The organism is Mesorhizobium ciceri WSM4083 (assembly GCF_000519305.1).
Classification (GTDB): domain Bacteria; phylum Pseudomonadota; class Alphaproteobacteria; order Rhizobiales; family Rhizobiaceae; genus Mesorhizobium; species Mesorhizobium ciceri_B.
In genome coordinates this window covers 903459-927904 of record NZ_KI912610.1, presented here as the reverse complement: position 1 = coordinate 927904, position 24446 = coordinate 903459, and the positions used below count along the sequence as shown (strand labels likewise).

General features: G+C 61.9%; 22 protein-coding genes. 13 read left to right on the top strand and 9 right to left on the bottom strand.

All coding sequences use genetic code 11. From position 1 onward, the window contains the following. The 4 genes from MESCI2_RS0130480 (at window position 1) to MESCI2_RS0130465 (ending at window position 5127) form a co-directional block, all read left to right on the top strand. A complete protein-coding gene (locus tag MESCI2_RS0130480; RefSeq protein WP_027039776.1) occupies window positions 1-2205 on the top strand; it encodes a hydantoinase B/oxoprolinase family protein in 2205 nt (734 codons plus the stop codon). Further along, window positions 2202-2696, top strand: coding sequence for an acetone carboxylase subunit gamma (locus MESCI2_RS0130475; protein ID WP_027039775.1), 495 nt, complete (start codon window positions 2202-2204; stop codon window positions 2694-2696). The genes MESCI2_RS0130480 and MESCI2_RS0130475 overlap by 4 nt, the downstream gene beginning before the upstream one ends. A gap of 88 nt (window positions 2697-2784) precedes the next feature. Continuing rightward, complete coding sequence (locus MESCI2_RS0130470; protein WP_027039774.1) at window positions 2785-3612, top strand: SDR family NAD(P)-dependent oxidoreductase; 828 nt, start codon at window positions 2785-2787, stop codon at window positions 3610-3612. Between the two features lie 201 nt (window positions 3613-3813). Next, complete coding sequence (locus MESCI2_RS0130465; protein WP_027039773.1) at window positions 3814-5127, top strand: O-antigen ligase family protein; 1314 nt, start codon at window positions 3814-3816, stop codon at window positions 5125-5127. A 192-nt stretch (window positions 5128-5319) separates the two neighbouring features. On the opposite strand, the gene MESCI2_RS0130460 is transcribed toward MESCI2_RS0130465, so the two are convergent. Beyond that, window positions 5320-6585: a polysaccharide biosynthesis/export family protein gene (locus MESCI2_RS0130460; protein ID WP_027039772.1), complete on the bottom strand. Its 1266-nt coding sequence runs from the start codon at window positions 6583-6585 to the stop codon at window positions 5320-5322. A 100-nt stretch (window positions 6586-6685) separates the two neighbouring features. Then, entirely contained in the window at window positions 6686-7363 is a 678-nt protein-coding gene (locus MESCI2_RS0130455; RefSeq protein ID WP_027039771.1) for a sugar transferase, read from the bottom strand. Between the two features lie 601 nt (window positions 7364-7964). Here MESCI2_RS0130455 and MESCI2_RS0130450 point away from each other — a divergent pair. Next, a complete protein-coding gene (locus MESCI2_RS0130450; protein ID WP_027039770.1) occupies window positions 7965-8240 on the top strand; it encodes a hypothetical protein in 276 nt (91 codons plus the stop codon). A gap of 106 nt (window positions 8241-8346) precedes the next feature. Here the strand turns inward: MESCI2_RS0130450 and MESCI2_RS0130445 are convergent, their stop codons facing one another. The 6 genes from MESCI2_RS0130445 to MESCI2_RS1000000137645 all read right to left on the bottom strand — a co-directional run bounded on the left by MESCI2_RS0130445 (window position 8347) and on the right by MESCI2_RS1000000137645 (window position 14253). Beyond that, entirely contained in the window at window positions 8347-10191 is a 1845-nt protein-coding gene (locus tag MESCI2_RS0130445; RefSeq protein ID WP_032901427.1) for an ABC transporter ATP-binding protein, read from the bottom strand. Window positions 10192-10199: 8 nt separating this feature from the next. Then, window positions 10200-11186 (bottom strand): serine kinase, encoded by a 987-nt coding sequence (locus MESCI2_RS0130440; RefSeq protein ID WP_027039768.1) that lies wholly within the window; start codon window positions 11184-11186, stop codon window positions 10200-10202. Further along, window positions 11183-13105 carry a lasso peptide isopeptide bond-forming cyclase gene (locus MESCI2_RS0130435; protein WP_027039767.1) on the bottom strand — a complete coding sequence of 641 codons (1923 nt, stop codon included), beginning with the start codon at window positions 13103-13105 and terminating at the stop codon, window positions 11183-11185. The genes MESCI2_RS0130440 and MESCI2_RS0130435 overlap by 4 nt, the downstream gene beginning before the upstream one ends. After that, complete coding sequence (locus MESCI2_RS0130430) at window positions 13102-13479, bottom strand: lasso peptide biosynthesis B2 protein (RefSeq protein ID WP_245270500.1); 378 nt, start codon at window positions 13477-13479, stop codon at window positions 13102-13104. Before MESCI2_RS0130430 ends, MESCI2_RS0130435 begins: the two co-directional genes overlap by 4 nt. Before the next feature lie 169 nt (window positions 13480-13648). Next, complete coding sequence (locus MESCI2_RS0130425; protein ID WP_027039765.1) at window positions 13649-13963, bottom strand: PqqD family protein; 315 nt, start codon at window positions 13961-13963, stop codon at window positions 13649-13651. 137 nt (window positions 13964-14100) lie between these two features. Beyond that, window positions 14101-14253: a lasso peptide gene (locus MESCI2_RS1000000137645; RefSeq protein ID WP_010913078.1), complete on the bottom strand. Its 153-nt coding sequence runs from the start codon at window positions 14251-14253 to the stop codon at window positions 14101-14103. Between the two features lie 514 nt (window positions 14254-14767). Here MESCI2_RS1000000137645 and MESCI2_RS0130415 point away from each other — a divergent pair. The 8 genes from MESCI2_RS0130415 to MESCI2_RS0130380 all read left to right on the top strand — a co-directional run bounded on the left by MESCI2_RS0130415 (window position 14768) and on the right by MESCI2_RS0130380 (window position 23248). Further along, the gene (locus MESCI2_RS0130415; RefSeq protein WP_027039764.1) at window positions 14768-15889 is read left to right on the top strand and encodes a nucleotidyltransferase family protein; all 1122 of its coding nucleotides are present in this window, start codon (window positions 14768-14770) and stop codon (window positions 15887-15889) included. 95 nt (window positions 15890-15984) lie between these two features. Beyond that, the gene (locus tag MESCI2_RS0130410; RefSeq protein ID WP_027039763.1) at window positions 15985-17007 is read left to right on the top strand and encodes a glycosyltransferase; all 1023 of its coding nucleotides are present in this window, start codon (window positions 15985-15987) and stop codon (window positions 17005-17007) included. A gap of 289 nt (window positions 17008-17296) precedes the next feature. Then, complete coding sequence (locus MESCI2_RS0130405) at window positions 17297-17692, top strand: hypothetical protein (RefSeq protein ID WP_027039762.1); 396 nt, start codon at window positions 17297-17299, stop codon at window positions 17690-17692. Window positions 17693-17840: 148 nt separating this feature from the next. Next, the gene (locus tag MESCI2_RS0130400) at window positions 17841-18698 is read left to right on the top strand and encodes a family 16 glycosylhydrolase (RefSeq protein ID WP_027039761.1); all 858 of its coding nucleotides are present in this window, start codon (window positions 17841-17843) and stop codon (window positions 18696-18698) included. Window positions 18699-18765: 67 nt separating this feature from the next. Then, the gene (locus MESCI2_RS0130395) at window positions 18766-20097 is read left to right on the top strand and encodes a UDP-glucose dehydrogenase family protein (RefSeq protein WP_027039760.1); all 1332 of its coding nucleotides are present in this window, start codon (window positions 18766-18768) and stop codon (window positions 20095-20097) included. A 92-nt stretch (window positions 20098-20189) separates the two neighbouring features. Further along, entirely contained in the window at window positions 20190-21632 is a 1443-nt protein-coding gene (locus MESCI2_RS0130390; RefSeq protein WP_027039759.1) for a GMC oxidoreductase, read from the top strand. A gap of 13 nt (window positions 21633-21645) precedes the next feature. Beyond that, window positions 21646-22095 (top strand): hypothetical protein, encoded by a 450-nt coding sequence (locus tag MESCI2_RS0130385; protein ID WP_027039758.1) that lies wholly within the window; start codon window positions 21646-21648, stop codon window positions 22093-22095. Between the two features lie 73 nt (window positions 22096-22168). Further along, window positions 22169-23248, top strand: coding sequence for a glycosyltransferase (locus tag MESCI2_RS0130380; RefSeq protein WP_027039757.1), 1080 nt, complete (start codon window positions 22169-22171; stop codon window positions 23246-23248). A 145-nt stretch (window positions 23249-23393) separates the two neighbouring features. Here the strand turns inward: MESCI2_RS0130380 and MESCI2_RS0130375 are convergent, their stop codons facing one another. Beyond that, on the bottom strand, window positions 23394-24416 hold the full coding sequence (locus MESCI2_RS0130375) for a phosphoribosyltransferase family protein (RefSeq protein WP_027039756.1): 1023 nt from the start codon (window positions 24414-24416) through the stop codon (window positions 23394-23396). Between the last annotated feature and the right edge of the window lie 30 nt (window positions 24417-24446).

The following is a 24446-nucleotide window of genomic DNA, read 5'->3' as shown; positions in this document are numbered from 1 at the left end:
ATGTTGGACAAACCTGCCTCGGCCCTGCGCCTTCGCGAACGCCTGCTCGATTCCGAGCGGCTGATGGAAGAGACCGGCTGCTATGACGGCATCACGGAACTCACGCTGCGCAACCAGGATCCGCTGAAATTCGAGACGCTGCACACCAAGCTGCGCGCCTATTGCGTCTCGGCACGCGAAATGGCCCGCCGCATCTCAGCCTCGCCCGGCGTGCGCGAGGTCGGCGAAATGGTGGTCGCCATCTACACGCCCGAGGGCGACGCCATCGCTCTCTCCAACGGCATTATGGTGCACGTCCATACGATGAGCCGCTTCATCAAATGGATGATCAAAAACGGCTACGAGGACAACCCTCGCATCCGCGAAGGCGATATCTTCGCCAACAACGACGCCTTCATCGGCACCGTGCAGGTGCCCGACGTCATGGACGTGGTGCCGATCTTCCATGAAGGCACGCTGGTCGGTTGGGCCGGCGCCGTCTGCCACGAGTTGGAAGCCGGCGGCATCACGCCGGGCGGCGACGTCTGTCTCGCGCAGGAGCGCTTCACCGAAGGCCTGTTCGTCTGCGCCGAGAAGATCGGCGAGAACGACGAGATCCGCCGCGACTACGTCATCCGCTGCGAGCGCAATCTGCGCATGCCGATCTACTGGGTGCTGGACGAGAAGGCCAAGGTTGCCTCCTGCATCGACATGCGCGAAAGCGTCAAGCAGCTCATCTCGGAGATCGGCCTAGACTACTGGATGAAGGTGTCGAAGGAGTTCATCGAGGAGGGCCGTCGCGCCCAGCTCGCCCGCACCCGCCAGCTCACCGTGCCCGGCATCTATCGCGGCCACACTTTTTACGGCCACGTCACGGCGGGAAAGCCCGGCTTCCAGCTGCTCGGCGACCCCGACTGGCTCTACAACATCCCGATCGAGATGGAGATCACCACCGACGGCAAGATCACCATGGACTTCGAGGGCACGCAGCCCTGGGGCTACCATTCGATGAACTGCACGCCGGCCGGCATGGATGGCGGCATGTTCGTCACCTTGACCCAGCACATGAATTTCGAAGGGCTGGTCAATGACGGCGCCTGGATGGCGACCGAGCTGAAACTGCCGCACGGCACCTGGACCAACCCCGACAACGAGATGGTGGCGACCGCCACCTCATGGGCGCTGCTGCTGCCGGCCTATGGCGTCTTCCAGCGGCTTTTGTCGCGCAGTTTTGTCGCGCGCGGCTTTGTCGAGGAGGCCTTCGTCGGTCAGGTCAACAGCCCGATGATCGAGATGGGTGGCGAAAGCCAATACGGCACGCCTTTCGGCATGGCGCATTTCGAATGTGCCGCCGCCGGCTCCGGTGCGCTCGCCATCAAGGATGGTCTCGACACCGCCTATGTCGGCTGGAATCCGGAATCCGACATGGGCAACATCGAGGTCTGGGAACAGTCGATGCCGATGGTCTATATCGGCCGCTCGATCGTGCCGAATTCCGGCGGCGCCGGCAAATATCGCGGCGGCTGTTCGTTCGTCTCGACCTGGCTGATCAACAAGACCTCGCACCTGCGGCTCCACACCTCGGAGCACTCCTCGCGTGTGTTCGACAACGCCGGCATGTGCGGCGGCTATCCGGCGCCGACCTGCCAGAAGCATCGCGCGGTGCGCAACTCCAACATTCACGAGCTGGCAGCAAAGGGCGAACCGCTGGCGCATGCGCCCGGCATCGACCCGCATGTCTCGGATTACGAGCGGAACATCGGCGGCGACCATGTCGTGGTCGAGGGGCCCTACATCACCTCGCCGCACAAATCCGGCGACATCTTCAGCCATTCCTACAATGGCGGCGGCGGCTATGGCGACGTGCTGGAGCGCGATCCGATCAAGACGGCCTGGGATGTCGAGAACGGCTTTCTCACCCGGCAAGCTGCGGACCAGGTTTTCGGCATCGTGCTGAAGGACGACGAAGACGGCTATCCCATCGCCGATATCGACGCCACGGCCGAACGCCGCGTGGCCATGCGCAAGGAGCGCCTGGCCAGGGCGATTCCGGTGGCGGACTGGATCGCCAAGGAGCGTGGTCGTGTCGAGAAGGCCGCTTTCGCCCCCGAGGTGAAGAAAATGTATGCCAGCGCGATCAAGCTGTCGTCGCGCTTCACCAGGGAATTCAGCGATTTCTGGAACGTCCACGCCAGATCGATCTTCACGCCGGGAGCAAGGCCATGACCTCATACAGCAAGGAAGTCCTAGGCGATCTGGCTGCCGGCAAGCTGCCTTGGCCACAGACAAGGCGGATCATGAGTGCCTACAAGGACGATGACCGTTTCTTCAAGATGGTTGCCGTCTATCAGGATCGTGTCGCCTGGAAAGATCCGATCCTGCTGCCGGTTTCCGACCATCTGTTCATCTGCCAGAGCGGCGATGAGCGGATCACCCGGTGCGAATGCGGCCATTCCTTCGGCGACTATCGCAAGAACTGGAAGCTCAACGCCGCGATCAACGTGCGCAACACCGAGGAGGCTTTGCGCGAGATCTATCCGAACAGCGATCTCCCCGATCCCGAATGGATGGAAATCCGCGAATTCATCTGCCCTGAGTGCGGCACGCTGCACGAGGTGGAAGCGGCGGCACCCGGTTATCCCATAGTTCACGATTTCGAGCCCGACCTCGAGGGGTTCTATCGCGAATGGCTGGGCAAACCACTCCAGGAAACATGAACCGTCGTCGATGGAGCCTGTGCCGGTGTGATTGCCAAATCCTGTCAGGCCTGATTGCCTGCCCGGAACGAAGCGGAGAGCGTGCGCCATGAACAATCTTTCCGGCCGCAGTGCCATCGTCACCGGCGGGTTCTCGGGCATGGGCTTCGCCATTGCCACCGCCTTGGCCGAGGCTGGGGCCAATGTCGCCGTCGGCTCCTACATCGCGCCCGCCGGCTCCGACAGATCAGACGCCGCCTACTATCCAGGCGCGGACGAGATCGGGCGCGTGCGTTCGGCCCTTGCCGCCCACGGAACCAAGGTCCACGCCGCTCACCTCGACGTGCGCGACAGCGACGTCACCAATCGGTTCGCGGCGGACGCCGAAGCCGCCATCGGCCCCGCCGACATTCTGGTCAACGCCGCCGGCACCACCGCCGAGCAGCCGGTCTGCGGCCATTCCGACGCGCTGTGGGACAAGATCGTCGACACCAACCTGACCGGCGCCTTCCGCGCCACCCGCGCGGTACTGCCGGGCATGATCGAACGCGGCTGGGGCCGCATCGTCAACATCGGCTCGACCGCCGCCTCGGTCGGTTGGAAGGACAACCCGGCCTACTGCGCGTCCAAAGCGGGGCTTCTCGGCCTCACACGCTGCGTGGCGCTGGAAGGGGCAGCGCATGGCGTCACCTGCGTGATGATCAGCCCGACCTGGGTCGAGACCGAACTGATGCGCCGCAATGTGGCGCAGGTCGTCGAGCGCGAAGGCAGGGGGCGCACCGCTGAGGAAGCGATGGCCGAGATCGCCAAAGGCAACCCGCAGCAGCGCATGCTGCAGCCACAGGAGATTGCCGCACTGGCGGTCTTCCTGTGCTCAGATCTTGCCAAGGGCATCACCATGGAGAACATCCAGATCACCGGCGGAGCGCTTTGGTAGCGTCTCGGACGCGCAACCGGCTGATCTCTCCGCAGATGCCTCGCTGTAAGACAAGGTGACCGGATTTACCATTGAGCGCCGGGCGCAATAGGTTATATTGCACTGCACAATGGAGACGCCGTTTATTGCACGCCCATATTTGCGAAGATTCCGGCCGGATCATGGCTTGCCGGCCCTGGGTCGTGTCGGCGGGACTCTGAGATGAAGATTCCAAAGTCCCTGCTGATCGATCGCGAGAAGAATTCGGTCTATGGCGCCTTTGCCGTAGCCGTTTCGATCTGGGCATTTTCCTATTCGGTCATCTTCGGCCAGATATTGATCCTGGCCTATTATGCGGTCTGGCTTCCGCTCATCCTGGTCGACTACCGGCGGTTTCTGCGGCATCTGTCCAGCGCCTGGCTGCCGCTGCTGTTTGCGGCCTATGTCTGCTTCTCGGTTTTCTGGTCGCAGGCTCCCGGCGTCACCGCAAGGACGTCGGTCCAGTATTTTTCCCATATTGCCTGCGCCTACATAGCTGCGCGCACCGTCAGCGTGCGCACGCTGACCATAGGGGCGCTGATCGGGATATTCGTCGTCCTCATCTATTCGCTGAAGGTCGGGAACTATTCCGAGGATGTCCTCGACGGCACCGTGAACTTCGTCGGCGCCTTCGCCTCCAAGAATCAGATCGGCTTTGTCGGCTCGCTCGGCATCTATTTCTGCGTTGTCTTCCTTGCCTTCTACAGGCGCGGCCGGCTGAGCTTCATCCTGGCGGTGCCCGTCGTGCTGCTGTCGGCCTATGTCTTGGTCGCCTCGCATTCCGCCACCTCGATGGCCTCGATACCCGCGGTTCTGGCGCTGGTGGCGCTTCTTGCGATGAGCAAACTTCTGTCACGCCGCTATCGCCGGGTCATCTTCCTGATCGGCGCCGGCCTGCTGGTCGTGACGGCCTTCGTCGCCTTGAATCTCGGGCTGATGGACTTCGTCCTCGGCCTCTTCGGCAAGGATTCGACGCTCACCGGGCGAACCTATCTGTGGGAGCAAGGCTGGAACGCGGTGCAGAAAGCACCGATTCTCGGCGTCGGCTATGCCGCCTATTGGGTGCAGGGCTTCGCCGAAGCCGAGCGGCTGTGGAACGAATTCTACATCACCACCCGCACCGGCTTCCACTTCCACAACACCTATATCGAGGCCCTCGTCGAACTCGGCTTCGTCGGAGCGACGCTGGTGTCGCTGATCATGCTGCGCACGCTCTACGGCCACGTCTCGGCGGTGATCTTCAAGGCATGGCAGGCGGACTCGGTGATCCTTTTCGGCGTGATGGTGCTGCTGCTGATCCGCTCCTTCGTCGAGGTCGAGATTCTTAACCCCTACATCATGGGTTCTTTCCTGATGTATTTCAGCTTCTTCAAGCTGGCGCGGCTGCCCGTTACCCGCAGGCGGCGGTCACCGGCTCTGGAGCCGGCTGACGCGGCCGGGGGCGAGACTGACTGGCCTCGGTATGCCGGCCATCCGGCGGGCGCAGGTCCCTCATAAACTATCATCTCGCGGGCTGAGGGAGCGGCGGCTTCCTTTTTTGAGCAAGCATGTGCTCGGACGGGAAGCCTCGATCCCGAGACGGCTATTATGGTTTCCGCAGGGAGATGTTCAAACAACTGAGCCAGAGCCTCATCCCGATTTGTCGGGTGAGGCTCTGGCTCGAAACACTGGATCGTGTTGGAAGTCGGTCTACTGGCTGGCCAGCGGCGCCAGCTTGATCTTGATCACATCGCCAGGCAGCACCGGCGTGTCTTCCTTGGCGGCTATTTCGGTGGTCTTGCCATCAAGATTGCGCACCAGTGAATAGAGCAGGGTAGGTTGCTGATCGTTTGTGATAGCGGCCGCCATCGCGGGATCGCTGGCCTGAGCTATCAGGCCTTTCTGCATATTCACCTTCAGCGCGGCTTCGTTCAAGTCGGCTTCGGTCTGCTGCCGGTCAGTGGCGAGACTTGAACTCAAGGTGTTCTGCGCATCGATGGCGTCCTGCTTCGCCTTGCTGATCGCCTGCTTGGCGGTGAGGATGGCGGTTTCGTAGTCCAGGATCTTGCCCTGCAGGTCGGCCACGGACTGGCGCGAATCCAGCAGTCGGGCATTGGCGATCAGGCCCTTTTGCGCGAGCGGACCGATGCTGGCGAGTTGCTGCTGTGCCAGGTCGACCTGCTGCTGCTGATTGACGATCTTCTTCTGCAGCGATTCGATCTCGGACTCCAAGACACCTTTCAGATCGTCGAGCGCCTCGAGTTTCAGCTTCAGCGCCTTTTGGTCAGCCGTCAGGATCGTCATCTCGTCCGCGACGATGGCTGGCAGCCTCGGATCGCCCTCGACCTCCTTCGGCACGTCGAAACTCGCCTTGCCGGCCATATCCGCATCGATGCGGGCACGCCTGACGATCAGTCGAATGCGCTGGTCGTCGGAGATGTCGAACATGCCCTTGGCGGTGACCAGGTCCTTGCCGAGCTGGGGGCCGTAATCGGCGTTGCGCCTGATGCCGCCGGCGACGCTGATTGCCTTCAACACCGTCAGGTCCGGGACATAAGGAAATTGGCCTGGGTTCTGGACTTCGCCCGAAATGTAGAATGGCCGGAACTGCGCCATCTCGACCGAGGCCTCAGGTCTGTCCGACAAAGCGAGCTTTTTCTGCAGTGCCTCGCCGATCGCCGCCGCGATTTCGGACGTGGTCTTGCCGGATGCCGGCAACTCGCCGGCGAACGGCACCGACAGTGTACCGGATGGACCGACCGTATACTCGCCATTCACCGCCGACCAGTCACGAAATGTGCCTTCGACGGTCTGCCATTCGGCGACGCGGATGGTGAGCTTGTCTTGCGAGCCGAGGCGATAGTCGCCGGCGGCTGCGATGTGGGGAACGACGAGCGACACGGCAAGGCATGTGGCCAGCAAACGCGCCCGCCGCAGCCGGCCGGAATCCGGGCTGCTGCGAAAGGCTTCGAACAAATCTGTTTTCAACTCAACGTTCCGATCCGCTATAGCCCCATCGCCCGATGAGCTTGCGTCGAATGACCGATGCCGATGTCCGGCATTGGCCACCGGCCGGTCAGTAAGAACCGCGCGACATCCAGACGGCCGGGACGGTCTTGATGATGATGCGAACGTCCTCGAACAGCGACCAGTTCTCGACATAGTGGCGATCGAAGGCGACGCGGCTGTCATACGACACATCGTTGCGGCCGCTGACCTGCCACAGGCCAGTCAGGCCCGGGCGGGATTTCAGGTAATAGACGGCGGACGTTCCATAGATCTCCAGCTCGTCGCGCACGACCGGACGAGGGCCGACAAGGCTCATGTCGCCCTGCAGGATGTTGATGATCTGCGGCAGCTCGTCGAGGCTGAGTTTCCTCAACACGGCTCCGACACGGGTAACGCGCGGATCGTTCTTCAGCTTGCGGGTGGCGATCCATTCCGCGTTTGCGTCCGGGTTGGTGGTGAGATAGGCTGCCAGCACCTTGTCGCCGTCCGGAACCATGGTGCGGAACTTCAGGCACGGAAAAATCCGCCCGCCGCGTCCGATTCGCCTGTGGCCGTAGAAAATCGAGCCGCCGTCGGAAAACTTGACGAGCAGCGCTATCATGACAAACAGCGGGCTGAGAGCGATCAAGCCAATCAGTGAACCGGTGATATCGAAGCTGCGTTTGAGCAAGCCGCCGATCGGTGGCGGAAAATCGATGTCAGCCTGCGAAAAGCTCGCCGTGGCCGACTTGGCAACGTCCCTCATGCCGTAAACTCCATGCGTTGAACGAATGGTTCACTGCACGATACCAAAAAAATGCTGCAGCGCAACACACAATTTACCACCCCATTGAAATAGTCACGTCATGAATTGACTAAATAATAAGCTTGCCATGCACAAATTTCGGCATATTTAGCACATTTGTGACAATAAATGGGCACAGTTGAAAAAATAGAGGCCTTTGTGGGGCGGTTTTTAGGCGGACCTACCTATCTGCCAAGGCAACGCGCAAACTAGTGCTTTATCATGCCGTGATACTTAGTGGAAACCGTATAAAATACTACTCAATATTGCTAATTTTACTGAAAAATGCCGAGCAGAGGATATCGGCTTAGCTCCCGTTGCGTGCATTGCAGCATGGCGGAGTCGATCGCAAAAGCTCGATCAAAAATATCCGAAGTTGCCCTTGCCGCCTATTGCTCGCCTTAATAGAATTGCAAATTATACCTGTCACGGTGACGACAGGTGGAAAAGGCCGGAAGCAACCGGTCGAGAGTGGGCGACCTTAACAAGCCCACGTGACAAGGGACGGCGCTCGGGTGGGGCAATCGCGATAATACCCGAGCCGGTTTATGGGCTGTTGGGTATGGCACTTCCAAAATTCATCCTCGGGATGATTTTCGCTCTGGCGATCGTCGTCGGCTGGTCCTGGCTTGGCGGTGCGTCGATAGGCACGATATTGGTGCGCGTCATCATCTGCGCCGTGATCATTCAGGCGGGCTATTTCGTGCTCATCTACACCATGATCGCCAGGAGCGCGCCGACGCCTGCCGACATAGCTCGTGACGCCGAGCGCAAACTGAGCGCACCCGAGGTCGCCGAAGGCGAGAAGCTGGGCAGCGCCAGGCGCAGCCTGCATTGATGCAGACTGCTCAAACGTGGCCTGGTTTGGAGGCAACGGCATGCTTCGAAACAAGAGACTAAGCGCCGCGTGAATCCGTTTCGGCGCGACGCGTCTGGTCGCCGGCTCACGCCACATCAGCGGGTTCGCTCTCCGACTGTTCCCCCGACAGCATCCTCGACAGCCGGCTGCCGTTTTTTTCCTTCAGCCGCTGATATTGGCCGACCTCGACGATACGGCCGTTTTCCATCGCCACCACCCAGTCGGCGAAGGCGATCATCGACGGCCGGTGCGCGATGGTCAGGATCGTCATCGTGCCGCGCAATCCGTCGATCGACCTGGCGATCAGCGACTGGTTCTGCCAGTCGAGCGCGCTGGTCGCCTCGTCCAGGATGAGCAGCGACGGCTTGCGCAGCAGCGCGCGTGCGAGCGCGATGCGCTGGCGTTCGCCGCCCGAGAGCCGCACGCCGCGATCGCCGACCACCGTCTCGAGCCTGAGGTCGAGTCGTTCGACAAACTCGCCGGCGTGCGCCTGACGCAGCGCGGCCCACAGATCGCCATCGCTTGCCCGCGGCGCGGCGAGGCGCAGGTTCGCCGCGATCGTGTCGTGCAGGAGGAACACGTCCTGCGGCACATAGGCCACCTGGTCGCGCCAGCGACGGCGGTTGCTGGCATCGATCTCGACGCCGTCGACAAGCATCTTGCCGGTGGTGGGCTCTAGCAGGCCAAGCAGCATGTCGGCGATCGTGCTCTTGCCCGATCCGGACGGACCGATCAGGGCGGTGACCTTGCCGGCCGGCAGGCCGAAGGTGATGCCGCTCACCACCACCTTGTCGGCAGCATCTCCGTAGGCAAAGGAGACGCCGCGAATATTCAACCCCGTATTGAGGGAGAGTGTCCCGGCGTCGGCGAACTCGGTATGGCCTGGTTCGCGTTCGGCGTCGAAACGTGCCTGCAGGCTGCGCATTGCCGTAAAGGCGGGCAGGTTGATCAGCACTTGCTGGGCCTGCGTCTGCATGTCCATGAAGCGCGGCGCGATGCGCATGAAGACCAGGAGCAGGACGACGATCTCGGCCAGCGACAGGTTGAAGCGGACCAAAGCCACATAGATGAACAGGCTCAGGCCCACGACGCTCGCCACCTGGAATACCGCGGTGCCGATGGTGCTGTTGCGCACATAGTCGATGTTGTCGGCCTTCATCCTCTCAAGCGTCGACCGCAGCTGCGCGAAATAGCTGTCCTCGACGTTCAGGCTCTTGGCCACCTTGATGCCGCCGAGAAATTCCGAGACCGTCCGGTACTGATCCTGCCGATTGGCGGTCAGCACACGGCCGAAGGCAGTGGCCCGTGCCCGGAAGGGCCGCAGCGCCACGAACATCAGGATGCCGATGACGACGGCAAACAGCGTCATGACCGGCGAGATGAACACGGAAACCAGGAGATAGCCGGCCAGAAGAACGGCGATCTGCACCAGCATCAGCAGTGCGAAAGCCGCGCCCTGGACGCGGTCGATGTCGCCGGTCAGGGCATGGTCGAGGTCGGAACTGCGCATGCGTGTAAAAACGCCCCAGCGCGCCTTGCCGATGCTTTCGAACAGGTTCATGCGAACGCGATTGATGAAATCGAACAGCAATTTGGCCATGTAGACCGACTTGAAGCGATTGAACGCCGCCTGCGCTGCAACAAGCCCGACCAGCGCGCAAAGCACGGTCGTCAGCTGCAGCGTGCCATCAGGCACCAGCCAGCGCACGAAATCATTGTTGGGCAGCCGAACAGCGAAATCCTGGTCGGGGCGTCCGACCAGATGCAGCAGCGGGACGAGCAGCAGGATGGAGATGCCCTCGGTCAGGCTGCCGAGGGTGAGGAAGAACAGCGCCGTCCATGTTCGCCGGCCGCCGATCCGGGCAATGGCAGCGCCGAATGCGGCAATTTCCCGAAACAGCGACAGGCGAAGGATTGGGGGCTTCGACATGGTTGCGCTCACGACCGCCGGCTGCCAGCCGACAGATCCTTTTCGATCAGTTCCACGGCTTCGCCGATCCTGTCCAGGCCCGTCGGGACTTCCAGCCGGTACACGCCGATATGGTTAGCAATCCATGAACATTGCCGAAGATGCGCCGCCGCGAAGTCGTCTGGCAGGGCCGCGCGGCCGAAGCGCGTCACATAGGAGAATTTGATGACGGCCGGCAGGGCGGCAATGGCGGGCAATGGCGTGATGTCAGCCCTTTCGCCGCGCTTGAGGATATAGATCCTGGTCGCCGGCACCTTGTCGCCCGAAAAGCCACCGTTCAGGCGATGCTGCATCTTGTCGATCGCTGGATGCACTTGCGGCCGCACTTCGGCTTTCTCGAGCGAGATCGCCGCCGCGGCGTCGGCCGCCAGCTTGATCTGCGGAAAGCCCGGAACGGTCATTGGCTCCCTCGGATTGGTGAGGTCCAGCGCCACCACGTCATCGGTAAGCAGTCGATGCCCGGCCCGGATCATCGCACTTGCGGTCGTCGACTTGCCGGCTCCCTTGTCACCCATGAAGATCGCGCTCGTGCCGGCGACGGCGATGGCACTGGCATGCAGGACAAGCAGGCCGCGCCGGTGCAAGAGCAGCGCCATGACCGGGCCGAGCAGCGGAAACGCGAGCAGCGCATCGTCGACGCCGGGCGCCGGTTCGATGTCGATACGGCTGAAATCGCTGATCAGGAACGCGCCCACTGCATGCCAAGCCAGATATTGCCGGTCCGGCTCGAAGCGAAAGTCGGTCGCGGCTTCGGGCGAGGGCTTTGGCAGGTCGATCGCGCCGACGGCGATCACGACATCCGCCGCCCCCGGCGCCGCCGGCTGCAGTTCGGGCAACATCACCTCCGACGCGATGGTCAGGCCATAAGCCCGGTAGAAGCGGCGTTCTCGCTTGGCCCGGCCATGCGAAAAGGCATCATCATTGCATAGAGCGAGCGGCTCGTTGCGCGGCATCACGTGGGGCTCCCGCCATGCTGGAGTTGCCGCAGCCAGAGCGACAGCGAGGCCGAGCGCCAGACATACTGGACATCCAGGGGGGCTGCCTGATCGGGCTGGCGCAGCAGCCGCGCATAGGCAGCACTCACTTGAGGCAGATTGACGTAAGGCGCGATGCGGTTCGCATCCGAAACCAGCAGCTGTTCCAGGAGGTCGCGATGGTTGCGCAGCATGCCGTTGACGAGATTGGCGGTGAAGTCGATCTTGTCGCGCCGCCACTGCACCGCCTCCGGCAATACGCCTTGCATGGCGCGGCGCAGCACATAGCGGCCAAAACCGTGGCTCAGCTTCTCCTCGCCCGGCAGTGCCAGGCAGAATTCGACCAGCGGTTTGTCCCAGAAGGGGTAGCGCGGCTCGACCCCGAAATTGGCGGCGGCCTTGTCGAGAACCTCGAAAGCATGCGGGACATAGCCGTTCGACAGGATCCAGCGATGGCTCAAGGCATCGCTGGCCTGGACGCCGGGCGGCATATAGCCGGCCCGGTGAAACCGGTCGACAAGCTCGGTGCGCTTGGCCAGGTCCGGATTGATCAGGTCGCGCCAGCTTCGTGCGCGCGGCACTTGCGCGGGCTTGCGGATCTTGTTCAGGGCACGGTTGGCCATACGCCTCAGCCTGGCGATGCGCCAGGCCGGCCCGTAGAGGGTCAGGAACTGGAGATACAGGCCAAGCGTGCTGTCGCCATAGGTGTTGGAGGCGCTGCGGACCTCGCGCCACAGATCCATCCATCGGCCGCCATTCGCAAGCTCGTGCAAGTGGCCGTGGCCTTGTGAAACGACCTCGTCGCCGCCGTGGCCGTCCAGCAGCACCTTGATGCCCTTGGCGCCGGCGGTCCGGTAGATGCCGCGGGTGAGCGTCAGGCCCGGCGCCAGGAACGTTCCTTCCTGTTCTTCCAGCACGCGCTCGAATTCGGCGAATGGGGCATAGTTGCCGACCGGGATCAGCGTCGCGTCGACCTTCTGCTGGTCGAGAACGGCATCGATGAAGGGCCGCTCGTCCATCGGCGAGCCCTTCTCGAAAATCAGCGAGAAGGTCGGCAGCTTCGGCTTGCGCGCGGCGGCATTCTGCAGGCCGGCGACACAGGCGATAGACGAGGAATCGAGGCCGCCACTTAGCATTGCCCCGACGGCCGAGGTTCCCCGCATGCGGTTGCGCACCGATTGCGAGAACAGATGGGCGAATTCCTCCGAAGCATCCGACCGCAAGGGCCGCGCCGACGGCTCGATCTGCCAGTATCGGCGCAGCATCACCTGTTGCGGGGTGACGGTTAGGCTGTGGCGGGCCGGCAGGCTGAATATATCGCTGTAGGGGGTCGACTGCGGGTCGTCGGGAAGCCCGGCCAGGAAGCCGGAGATCTGGCGCTCGCTGACACGTGCGCGGATACCCTCGACGCCCAGGATAGGCCCGATCTCCGACGCAAAGGCAAAACGCCGATCCGCCGCGTGGTAGTAGAACGGCTTGACGCCAAAATGATCGCGCGCGCAAAACAGCGATTGCCGCTCGTCATCCCAGATGGCGAACGCGAAATCGCCTTGCAGATGCTCCGGACAGGCTTCACCCCAGCGCAGATAGGCCCGCATCAGCACGATCGCGTCGGCCACCGACGGGTCCCGGATACCGAGCCTGGCCAGCAACTCGTCACGGTTGTCCAGCCGGCAATCGGCAGTGATGGCGAGCCGGCCGCCAGCCATCGTCAAAGGGCCTGGACCGACCTCATCCAATGTGTTGAGCCAAGCGTGGCCAAGGGCGATGCTGGTGTCCAGCCACCATGAACTGCCGTCAGGACCACGATGGCGCATGCGCGCCAGCATTTGCTGAATGTCGGCCGCCGCGACCGCCGGTGCGTGTGCTCCGCGCAGCAGGATTCCGGCGACGCCGCTCATCGACTGCCGTGGTCGACGAGATGGGCGAAGCCGTCGATCGATCCGCCAAGCACGATATGGTTGTCGCTGACCAGCCAGGCATGTGCTTTCAACTGCTCGCCCGTGCCACGTTCGATGCCGATGCGTATTGTCGATTCATTGCCTTGGCGGGCGAGAATATACTGGCCGGAAAGCGCCTGGGTCAGGCACGTGGCGTAAGGGACGAAACGGGCCGCGGCGGCAACACCCCAGGCGACACGCCGCAGTTCGCCCATTGAAGCGCACTGCGGCGTGTCGAGGCGCGTCACCAGGCTGCGGACACGATTGTAGGACAGCAGCGTCAGCCCCAGCCGGACTGCCGCCACCACCAGCAGGCAATGGCCAAGGAAGATCATTTCCGAGCCACTCAGGGAGAAAATCCTGACCAGCCCGCGCCGGCTTCCGCCGCGCTTCGTCTGCTTGAAGTTTGTTTCCCTCGCGGGTTCCTGCCGTAAAGCCGTGGCCCGCGAAGCCAAGGCCCGCGAAACCAGTGCCCGTGGAACCAGGACCTTGTGCTGGACCGGCTTAGACAAGTGCCTCATGGTGCCGTCTCGCAAGCCCATTTTCGACCAGGCCCTTCAGCAATGCGTCGACATCGGCCTGGCAGCGCACCGGGTCGACATTGTAGCGCGCAAGCACGGCGCCGCGGATGTCGCCGATCGACCGGGGTTCCTGGATCAAATCCCAGATGAAGGCGCCGACGCCATTCAGACTGTAGTAGACATTGGATTTGAGATTGAGCAGCGCCAAGCCATCGCCGAACTCGCAAGCCACGGCATCCTTGGTCGCACTCACGCTATCGTGGTCGCCCAGATCATCGTCGGATAGCTTCCGGTACATCCCCAGACCTCGCTGACAAAACGCTTCGACATCTCCAGGTGGCGCAGGAGAAGTCGGGAGGCTGGCCCCCCGACCCCTCTTACGTCTGCTTTTGATTCCAGAGTCCCAACATGTCACTCTGGAATCGGCTATAAGTCTCAGGAGAACGTCAGGTCGCCGATCGGCGTATGCGCGGGGAACGATGCGTCGATCGCCGTGCTGCCGCCGCCGCCCTGGGTGATGGTCTCAATCGAACCATGGACCGTCAGGCTTGGCGTTTCGTATTCATGCTTTTCAACATTCTGTTCCATTTTACTCTCCGATTTAGGACTGGAAACGGCCTGTCGAGTGCCGGCAGCACTTTTATGCTGCAACGCAATAGCTGCATGGCAGCATTTATGAGTCAAGGCTGTTTTACTTTCTGTTAATCAATTACGGTTGCTGGCGTCCCCATATGAGCGGCAATGCCTAAAACTTGTCATTTTTTAGCCGATTCCTTGTGCATGACGGTCGTGTCTGCGCTGATTCTTTAAGCATTTGATTTTGCATGCATAAACCGTTTGCGCTGTGCCTATATTTAGGCCTCGCTAATGAAAAGAATTTCCATCTGAAAATCGGCCGGAGATGGGTTAAAACGACGTGGCAAGGGCCATTTCAACCGCGGTTCTCACTCCTTCCGACGCGACCGCAATAGACGTTTCTGGTTGCAAAAAACCGCTCGGCAAAAGGAAAGGCTTTACGGCATCGAGGTTTTTGGTGATGCTTGCTTCGCACTTGCAGCATAAGTGTCCGCGCGAACCGCTTTCTTGGGAGATTGTGCGCTAAATGGCCTTGCCGGATGGCTCATACGAACGATTGCGCGCCGCCGGCTGTGCCGACGAGGTGGCCTATGTGCAGGCGTGCCTGCGATTGTATTTCGCCGGGCCGCGCGCGGGCGACGTTTCGATGCGCGATCTTGACGGTGAAAAAATTGCCGACATTGCCAGGCTGAACAAGGTCGCCGTCTTTGTCCTCAAGGCCCTTTCGCGCGCACCCGCGCCAAGGCCGCCTGAGCTTTTCCAATGGCTCGACACCTACCGCAGGAAAACGGTTGCGATGAACGCGTCTTGCATCATGGATTCGATGGCGATCCATGACGTGCTGTGCGCCAGCGAGATCGATTTCGTTTTTCTCAAGGGTCCGTTCCAGCAGCAGCTTCTCTATGACGACCACTTCATGAAGCCCTCGGGCGATGTCGACATTCTGGTTTCGCCGCTCGGATTTTTCAGGGCGCGTGATGCCCTTCGCAAGATCGGCTATGAGGTATCCGGCAAGTCGAGCTCCGTCTGGTGGGTCCGCTTTCTCGGCGAACAGCACATGACCCGGGGCGACGGGCCGAGGTCGTCCACCGTCGATCTCCACTACCGCCTCCAGCAGCCAGGCTCGCCAAGCCCGCGCGACGCGGACGGGTTCCTGCGGCGCAAGCGACAGGTCGAAATCGCCGGTGCGACGGTGCCGTTCACCTCGGTGGCCGATACTTTGCTTTTGTCCTGCATCAGCGTCGCCAAGGCACTTTTCAACCGGGAACCCTGCGCCGGCTACGTCTGTGATATCGGCGCCAGCGCTGGCCGCCTCGACGAGGCGGATCAGCAGCGTTTGCTCGATGCTGCAACCGCGCAAGGTTTGGACGACACGCTGCTGCTTGGCCTGCGCGCCGCCGATGTGCTACTCGGCGGTGCCGGCACGCTGCTGTCGCAGCGCGCGACCAGGATCCTGTCGCGCATCGGCAATGAGGATCTGCTCAGCATGGTCATCGCGCCGTGGCTGCCGTCGCTGCGGTGGCCACAGCGGCGAACGGTGCTTTGGGAACTGTGCGGTCGCGCGCCGGTCCGCTATCTGGCCGAAGCAGGCTGGGCGGCGTCCGCCGATATCAGCCGCCGCATCTTCGAGCGGCCGGGCAGTCGCTGAATGAAGGCAAATTGGGTGCGGATGACAATTCTGTAGGGCATCGAACGAGTACGGGGCGAGGGCAAATCGATATTACCTGTACGAGAGGCAAATCCATGTCGATGACGAAATCCGAGGTCTGCGTGATCATCGCGGCAAAAAACGCCGCAGCGACAATCGCCGTGGCCATCGCATCCGCGTTGCGCGAACCGGAAGTGGCGGAGGTCGTCGTCGTCGACGATGCCTCCACCGACGACACCGCCGATGTCGCACGATCCGCCGATGATGGCAGCGGACGGCTCTCCGTGATGCGCCTCGATGTCAATCGCGGCCCCTCCTTTGCCCGCAACGCAGCCATCGCCGGCTCGAAATCGCCGTTCATCAGCATTCTCGATGCCGACGATTTTTTCCTCGAAGGCCGGTTTCGCAACCTGTTTGCCGGCGCCGATTGGGATTTCGCGGCCGACAACATCATGCTGATCAGGGACGATGCGACGGGCGACGCGACGAAAATCGTCGCGCCGCAATTTGCCGCCGATCCGGAATTCCTCGATTTCGAGCGCTTCGTCGAAGGCAACATCTCCAGGCGCCGCGTGCAGAGGGGCGAACTGGGCTTTTTGAAGCCGGTGATCAGCCGTGCCTTCCTCGACCGCCATGGGTTGAGCTACGACGAGAGCCTGCGGCTGGGCGAGGACTATGAACTCTACGCCCGCGCGGTCGCCTGCGGGGCGCGGTTCAAGGTCATTCGCTCCTGCGGCTACGGCGCCGTCGTCCGCGCCGATTCCCTGAGCGGCCGCCACAAGACCCAGGACTTGAAGCGTTTGGCCGATGCGGATCTGGCGCTGCTGGCCATCGACAGTCTGCCGGAAGGCTCGAAGGCGGTGCTGCGGCGGCATGAACGGCACGTGCGCGACAAATATCGGCTGCGCAATTTCCTTGACGTCAAGGCCGAGCGGGGGCTGGCATCGGCCGCGGCCTATGCTTTCGCCAGCCTGTCCAACCTCGTCCCCATCGTCCAGGGCGTGGCTTCCGACAAGCTCGAGGCGCTGTTTCGTCGCGTCGGCCTTGTGTCCAGCCAAAAGCCTGTGCCGCCACTGCGCTTTCTGATGGCCGGAACCAGCACGGGCAAGGAACGCTGAGAGCGGACCCCGGTGCTTGCGATTTGCCCGCTCGCGGCACGTCATCACGCAAACCATTTCGGCCGGATTTATGAGTTTACGAATTGGGTGGTTGCCTCGCGGCTCCGACGATGGCAGTCTATGTTGCGGTGCAGCATAGTGGACGACCAGCCGAACTGGCCCCCGATCGGATTGGTCATGCCTCTCCCTCAAAAGGAGCAGGACAACGCAACACGAATTTTTGAGCCCCGGCTGCGGGGATCGGCCAGAAGCCCGGCCCACAAGCCGGCGATGACAGGAACCTGAGTTCATGGCCTCGATATTCGGTTTCAGATCAAGGGATCCGGCCCGCGACCGGCAGGCCGATGTTTCACGTCTCGATCGTCTGGCAAAGCTGTTCGAGCAGATTGCGGCCGAGATCGAGGCCGAGAGAACCGGGCTTGAGAATCGCTACCGGACGACGTCGACCAACGCCGCCTTTCTGGTCGAAGCGATGGAAAACGGCTCCGCTTCCGACAAGCGGTCTTCGGAAGTCAGCGCACTGACGCAGTCGATCCTGAATTGCGAGCGCCGCATCGCGGCGCTGTCACGCCAGGACGGCATGATGAAAGAGCTCCGTCATTCGCTGGATACGGTCTTCGACGAGGATGCAGATTCGGCCGCCGCGGCGGAATTCGCCTGGCCGGCAGGCGCCGGCAGAGGTTGAACGTGAAGGCTCGGAACTGTTGCAACAGATTTGATGCAAGGCGGGAAGCAATCGAGAGGGTCACAAGGGAGGTCAAGGTTGGCCCGTTCAGGAGCGGTTCGAACGTCGACTTTGGGTTGGGGACACACAGCGCAAAGGTGAGTTTGGTATGAATTCGAATTCGAAACCTACGACAGGAATTGACGCACCGCCTCTCGCATGTCGGAACGGACAAGCCGCCCGGCGGCGGCTGGGGTCGCTCGGTGCGTTGCTGCTGGCTGCTCTTGGCGCTTTCGTGGCAACCCCTTCCTATGCCCAGGACATTCCGACATCGCCGTCCTTTGTCGACGATTTCAAAAGCTTCGACCGCGCGCGCTGGTATGTTTCCGACGGCTGGAACAATGGCAGCCATCAGAATTGCACCTGGTCGAAAAATATGGTCGACCTGTCGAATAATGTGCTGTCGCTCGGCTTCGAAAAGCAGACGCTGAAGGATCGCGACTACGTCTGCGGCGAGATCCAGACCAAGCAGCGCTTCGGCTACGGCACCTATGAGGCACGGCTGAAGACCGATACCGGCTCCGGCCTCAACGCTGCGTTCTTCACCTATATCGGTCCCAGCGACAAGCAGCCCTGGGACGAGATCGACTTCGAGGTCCTGACCAAGGACACCTCCAAGGTGCAGGTCAACGCCTATATCGCGGGCAAGGGCAAGAACGAGAAGCTGGTCGACGTGCCAGGCGGCACGGAGAACGCCTTCAACGACTACGCCTTCGTCTGGCAGAAGGACAGCTTGCGATGGTACGTCAACGGCCAGCTGGTGAACACGATTACCGACCCGGCGAAGCTGCCCAGCCATGCACAGAAGATATTCTTCAGCTTTTGGGGCAGCGATACGATGAAGGGTTGGATGGGAGCGTTCGCGGATCCGGGCCGCAAGCTTTCCCTGCAGATCGAGCGGGTTGCCTTCACGGCGCTCGGCGAACCCTGTCAATTTCCGGAATCGCTGGCATGCAGTGTAAAGTAGTTGGGAAAGTCGATTTGAACCGGCGGGACCGAAAACGGTCCGCTGCCTTGCATGGGAATGAAACCGAATGAATTTGACGGTGTTTGGAATTGGCTATGTCGGCCTCGTGCAGGCGGCGGTGCTTGCCGAAGTCGGGCACCAGGTGGTGTGCGTCGACATCGACGCCGCCAAGGTCGAGCGGCTCAACCAGGGCCTGGTTCCGATTTTCGAACCCGGTTTGGAAAACCTCGTCAAGGAGAACCATGCCGCCGGCCGCATCAAGTTCACCACCGATGCCGCCGCCGCTGTCAGGCACGGCGAGATCCAGATGATCGCGGTCGGCACGCCGCCGGGCGAGGACGGCTCGGCCGACCTCAAATATGTGCTGGCCGTCGCCGAGACCATCGGCCGCGAAATGGACAAACCCAAGATCATCGTCGGCAAGTCGACGGTGCCGGTCGGCACCTGCGAAAAGGTGAAGGCCAGGATCGCCGACACGTTGAAGAAAAGAGGCCGCGAGGACCTGGCTTTCGATGTCGCTTCGAATCCGGAATTCCTCAAGGAAGGGTCCGCGGTCGCCGACTGCATGAAACCGGACCGCATCATCGTCGGCACCGACAGCGAGGACACCGAGGCTGTGATGCGCGAACTCTACGCGCCGTTCAACCGCAACCACGAGAAGATGATCGTGATGGACGTGCGCAGCGCCGAATTCACCAAATATGCCGCCAACTGCATGCTGGCGACCAAGATCAGCTTCATGAACGAGATGGCCAATTTGGCCGAACAACTCGGCGCCGACATCGAGGAGGTCCGCAAGGGCATCGGCAGCGATCCGCGCATCGGCTACCATTTCATCTATCCGGGCCTCGGCTATGGCGGCTCGTGCTTCCCGAAGGACGTGCGGGCGCTGATCAAGACCGCCGAAGGCGTCAAGTTCGACGCCAAGCTGCTGCGCGCCGTGGAGGAGCGCAACAACGCACAGAAATCGGTTCTCTTCGACAAGGTGGACCGCTATTTCAAGGGCAACCTCAAAGGCAGGACCTTTGCGCTCTGGGGCCTGGCCTTCAAGCCCAACACCGACGATATGCGTGAGGCGCCGGCGCGCGTCCTGATGGAAGCGCTGTGGAAGGCCGGCGCCAATGTGCAGGCCTATGATCCCGAGGCGATGCAGGAATGCCAGGCCATCTACGGGCTGCGCGACGACCTGCTTCTGTGCGGCACCAAGGAGGCGGCGCTGCGCGGCGCCGATGCGCTGCTGATCGCCACGGAATGGAAGAGCTTCCGCGCTCCGTCCTTCGACGCGGTGAAGGATGCGCTGACCACGCCGGTCATTTTCGACGGCCGCAACCTCTATGACCCCAAGGTCATCGCCCGCCACGGCATTGAATATCACTCGATCGGCAGAATGGCGGCATGAGACCGGGCCCTGGCGGACGGATGCAAGACCGATCCGCACACGGCCTGCGGGCGCTGGGACTGAGCGCGTATTTCTGTGTGGAGTTGTAGCTGATGGTGCTGGACGTAAAGCCGGAGCAAATCACCAAGGATCATTTCGATCTCGTCGCGATCGGTTCCGGCTTCGGTTCGGCCTTCTTCCTGCATGAGTTCGCCAAGCGCCGAAAGGCGCGCATTCTGGTGCTGGAGTGGGGACGCCACAACACCCATGAATGGCAGCTCGAACAGAACGTCAACACCGACATCGAAGACGAGACGACCTACAAGACCAATTCCGACAAGCCGTGGAACTACACGATCGGACTCGGTGGCGGGACGAACTGCTGGTTCGCGCAGACGCCAAGATTTCATCCCAATGATTTCCGGCTGAAAAGCAGCTACGGCATCGGCAATGACTGGCCGATCAGCTATGACGACGTCGAGCCGTTCTATTGCGACGCGGAAGACATCATGTCGATCTCCGGCGATCCCGACATGGCGGCGATGCTGCCCCGCTCGAAGCCGTTTCCGCAACCGCCGCATCGCATGTCGACACCGGACAGGATGATGAAGGCGGCGCAGCCCGACCAGCACTTCGTCATGCCAACCGCGCGGGCTCGCGTGCCGACCGCGCAGCGCAGCTCGTGCTGTGCCAATCTGCGTTGCTGGCTGTGCCCGGTCGACGCCAAATTCACCGTCAACAACGGGTTGATGCACGTCTTCGAGCATCCCGACGTCTCGGTCTGCCTCGGTGCGGAAGTCCGCCGGCTCGATCACGTCGGAGGCGCTGTCCGTTCGGTCACGTTCAGCCATGACGGCAAGGAATACCAGGTCAGCGGCGATCTCTTCATTCTCGGCGCCAATGCCATCCAGAGCGCGGCGATCATGCTGCGATCCGGCCTGGGCGGCGAATTCGTCGGCAGCGGCCTGCACGAATCCTACGGCTGGAATTTCGAGGTCTATCTCGACGGCGTCGACAATTTCGACGGCAGCACCATCACCACCGGCCTGAATTTCGGCCTCTATGATGGTCCTCACCGATCGGAGCATGCGGCGGCACTGGTCTATTTCGAGAACCGCTGGCAGCACGGATTGCGTGCCGAAAAAGGGCGGCTGCGCCAGGCGCTGCCGCTTGTCGTGGTCACCGAGGACTTGCTCGATCCCGAGAACTTCGTCACGCTTGACGCGGATGAGAATGCCTTCGTCAGCTTCAAGGCGCCATCGGACTATGCGGTGAAGGGCATGGCGCGCGCTCTGGAGAAATTGCCTGACCTTCTGGCGCCGCTGCCGGTCGAAAAGCTCTTCGACCGCGGCATCCGGCCCACCGAATCGCACGTCCAGGGCACGCTGAGGATGGGCACTGGCCCGGCCGATTCTGTGGTCGACAGCGGCATGATCCACCACCAGCTCAGAAACCTGGTCGTCGTCGGCACGAGCACCTATCCGAGCTGCTCCTGCGCCAACCCGAGCCTGACCGCGGCAGCGTTGTCCCTGCGGGCGGCGAGCCTGATCGCGTGAAAGGAGGTACGGGATGATCGAGATTTCCAGACGCTCGGCCCTGGCCGTCATGGCCGGCGGAGTGGTCTCGACAGGGGTCGCCTACGCCACTGTTTCCTCCTTCTCGGACGAAGATCTGGTGCGCGTCACGCTGGAAAAATACCTTGGCAAGTTGAACATCCGCATCGAGCATCTGCAGCAGTTCGTGCTGGCGTTCCGCAACAGGAATCCGTGGAACTTTCCAAGCGAAAAACTAAGCGACGCCGTCACCCTGGTGGAGGAACTCAAATTGGGTGCCGCACGCCGCTTGCTGCCCCAGCGGAAGCGGGAAGATCTGGTGCATTTCGACCGCTGGGTGGTCGCCGAATTCCATATGCTGACGGACTACGCCTGGCGCAGTTCGCCCAACGACACGATCCGATTTACCGGCTGGCAATCCTGTACCAATCCCTTCGCCAATCTGGAGCCGCCGAAACTTGCCTGACGTCGAAAGCGAGGCGGCGGACTTTGCCTGTTGTCTCCGAGCAAGGATACGAGATGCGACAAGGAGCCCGATCATGAAAGTTCTCTTTGCAGGCGGCAACGGCTACCCGCCCGAGTTCAGTGGCGGCGTTCAGTCGAGCACGCATCATCTGGCCGAACAGCTGATCGAGCACGGTCATGAAGCCGCTGTGCTCGCCGCCCTGTTCGGTGACGGTGTCTTCGGCTTCAAGGCGCGCGCCAAGATGAAGCTGCTGCGGCAGCCGGCGGTTGTCGACAGCTATCCCGGCTATCCGGTGGTGCGGGCCTGGTTTCCCTGGGAAGCGGCGGCCTTTGCCGTCGACAGGCTGAAGCCCGATGTCGCCGTGGTCCAGTGTCACAAATCGGTTCCGATCGGCAAGGCGCTGCAGGCGGAGGGCGTGCCTCTGGTCGTCTATCTCCGCAATGTCGAGTTCCATGAACTGGGCGGCGATCTGCGCGAATTGCATTCAGCGCTTTACATCGCCAATTCTGACTTCACCGCGCGTACCTACAGACAGGAATTCGGCATCGAGGCGGTGGTGATCCCGCCCACCATCAACCCGGCGCACTACTCGACGCCGACGACGGGCCAGTTCGTCACGCTGATCAACCCTTATGAGGAAAAGGGGTTCGAGCTCGCGGTGCGGATTGCCGGCGCCTGCCGCGAAATTCCATTCCTGTTCGTCGAAAGCTGGAAGCTCGACGACGATCACCGGGCGCGGATCGAACAGACGATCGCTCCCTTGGGCAATGTCGTCCTGGAGAGCCGCACCAGCGACATGAAGACGGTCTATGGCCGCACGAAGATCCTGCTTGCTCCCAGCAAGTGGGAAGAGGCCTGGGGCCGCGTCGCGTCGGAGGCCCATTGCAGCGGAATCCCCGTTGTCGGCTCGCGGCGCGGCGGTCTGCCTGAAGCGATCGGCTCCGGTGGCGTGGTGCTGGATTACGATGCACCGCTGGCCGATTGGGTTGCGACCGTCAGGCGGCTGTGGAACGACAACCAGGAATATGACCGGCTTTCAAGCCTCGCCCGCAGCTTCGCCGGGCGCCCGGAACTCGATCCCGATCGCCAGTTCATCACCTTCTTCTCGATACTGGACAGGGCCATGCAGCAGCGTGCGCGACAGGCGGCCTAGAGCAGTTCACCGTTTCCACGGAAACGGCGAACTCCTCTAACTCTTTGTTTTGACGCAGTTCCCAAGGGAAAGCGCTATGCGCTATTCCCGGGAAAACCGTTTCACACTTTTCCTGGAATTGCTCTAGCGGCACGGCCTGAGCATGTCAGGCCGGGCGCTTGACCCGGCTTTTCAGCGTCTCGTAGCCGCGGGCGCCAAGCAGCGCGCGGGCAATGGTCTTGGCGGCGCTCTTGCGGCCCTCTTGCGACTTGATCTGCCGCAGCCTTGCCGGCAGGTTGCGGGCCGCCTGGCCAAGTGCCGGCAGCGACAGCGCGTCGGGAAAGCTGACCATATGCGTTTCGACGCACAGCACCGGCTTGCCTGACAGTTCGGTGATCTTCAGCGCCTGTTCGTGCTCGCTCTCGATGAACAGGATGGCATCGGATTTGCGGTAGAAATCGGCCTTGAAACTGCCATGCGCGCCAAGCCGTTGCCGTTCCGCCTTGCTCGGCAGATCGAGCATGATCAGCTGGTCGTATTTGATCTCATGCTTGGCCAGCCATGCCTCGGTGAGCGCGCGGTATTTCTCCAGCCGGCTGGTGACCAGCCAGCCGATTCTGTGGGTCGCGACATGGAGCGGCCGCGCTTCGCTGAGGAATTTCTTATAGGCCGGGCCGTCGTCGTTTTCCGCCTCTGTCGGATCGAGGCACAGAACGCCGTCAATGTCGACGCAGCATTGCGCCAGGAATTTGTGATGCATGAAGTTCCACTGGAACATGCGCGGATGCGGCACGACCTCGAAGACGAGGTCGGTTTCCTGGTGCAGGGGCTCAAGGCCGAACACGGCGGCAAAGGTGAAGTCCGCCTCGATGCCCGCAGCCCGGATGCGGGCGCGTGCGTCGCGCATGGCGTTGCCGCCGGCGACGCTGTCGTCGATCACCAGCACCTTGCGCATCTCGGAAACCTTGCGGTCGAGAGCTGCACGGCGCTTGGTGACGCCAGACGTATAGATCCGACCTGCCAGGAAGCTGTCGAGATCGGTCATCGGGATGTTCGCGGCAAGGCTGACCAGCGTCGCTGCCAGAACGCCGCTTCTCGGCACACCGACGACCAGGTCGATGTCGCGCGGCAGCCGGTGCAGGCCCCTGACGATGGCGTCGTTCATATCGGAGATCGATCGGTAATGCATGGTTCAGACCTGGTCTTGGAGGAGATGTCC

Coding starts and splice junctions, on each gene's coding strand:
- MESCI2_RS0130480 (WP_027039776.1), top strand. CDS start 1: ATGTTGGACAAACCTGCCTCGGCCCTGCGCCTTCGCGAACGCCTGCTC.
- MESCI2_RS0130475 (WP_027039775.1), top strand. CDS start 2,202: ATGACCTCATACAGCAAGGAAGTCCTAGGCGATCTGGCTGCCGGCAAG.
- MESCI2_RS0130470 (WP_027039774.1), top strand. CDS start 2,785: ATGAACAATCTTTCCGGCCGCAGTGCCATCGTCACCGGCGGGTTCTCG.
- MESCI2_RS0130465 (WP_027039773.1), top strand. CDS start 3,814: ATGAAGATTCCAAAGTCCCTGCTGATCGATCGCGAGAAGAATTCGGTC.
- MESCI2_RS0130455 (WP_027039771.1), bottom strand. CDS start 7,363: ATGAGGGACGTTGCCAAGTCGGCCACGGCGAGCTTTTCGCAGGCTGAC.
- MESCI2_RS0130450 (WP_027039770.1), top strand. CDS start 7,965: ATGGCACTTCCAAAATTCATCCTCGGGATGATTTTCGCTCTGGCGATC.
- MESCI2_RS0130445 (WP_032901427.1), bottom strand. CDS start 10,191: ATGTCGAAGCCCCCAATCCTTCGCCTGTCGCTGTTTCGGGAAATTGCC.
- MESCI2_RS0130435 (WP_027039767.1), bottom strand. CDS start 13,105: ATGAGCGGCGTCGCCGGAATCCTGCTGCGCGGAGCACACGCACCGGCG.
- MESCI2_RS0130430 (WP_245270500.1), bottom strand. CDS start 13,479: ATGATCTTCCTTGGCCATTGCCTGCTGGTGGTGGCGGCAGTCCGGCTG.
- MESCI2_RS0130425 (WP_027039765.1), bottom strand. CDS start 13,963: ATGTACCGGAAGCTATCCGACGATGATCTGGGCGACCACGATAGCGTG.
- MESCI2_RS1000000137645 (WP_010913078.1), bottom strand. CDS start 14,253: ATGGAACAGAATGTTGAAAAGCATGAATACGAAACGCCAAGCCTGACG.
- MESCI2_RS0130415 (WP_027039764.1), top strand. CDS start 14,768: ATGGCCTTGCCGGATGGCTCATACGAACGATTGCGCGCCGCCGGCTGT.
- MESCI2_RS0130410 (WP_027039763.1), top strand. CDS start 15,985: ATGTCGATGACGAAATCCGAGGTCTGCGTGATCATCGCGGCAAAAAAC.
- MESCI2_RS0130405 (WP_027039762.1), top strand. CDS start 17,297: ATGGCCTCGATATTCGGTTTCAGATCAAGGGATCCGGCCCGCGACCGG.
- MESCI2_RS0130400 (WP_027039761.1), top strand. CDS start 17,841: ATGAATTCGAATTCGAAACCTACGACAGGAATTGACGCACCGCCTCTC.
- MESCI2_RS0130395 (WP_027039760.1), top strand. CDS start 18,766: ATGAATTTGACGGTGTTTGGAATTGGCTATGTCGGCCTCGTGCAGGCG.
- MESCI2_RS0130390 (WP_027039759.1), top strand. CDS start 20,190: ATGGTGCTGGACGTAAAGCCGGAGCAAATCACCAAGGATCATTTCGAT.
- MESCI2_RS0130385 (WP_027039758.1), top strand. CDS start 21,646: ATGATCGAGATTTCCAGACGCTCGGCCCTGGCCGTCATGGCCGGCGGA.
- MESCI2_RS0130380 (WP_027039757.1), top strand. CDS start 22,169: ATGAAAGTTCTCTTTGCAGGCGGCAACGGCTACCCGCCCGAGTTCAGT.
- MESCI2_RS0130375 (WP_027039756.1), bottom strand. CDS start 24,416: ATGCATTACCGATCGATCTCCGATATGAACGACGCCATCGTCAGGGGC.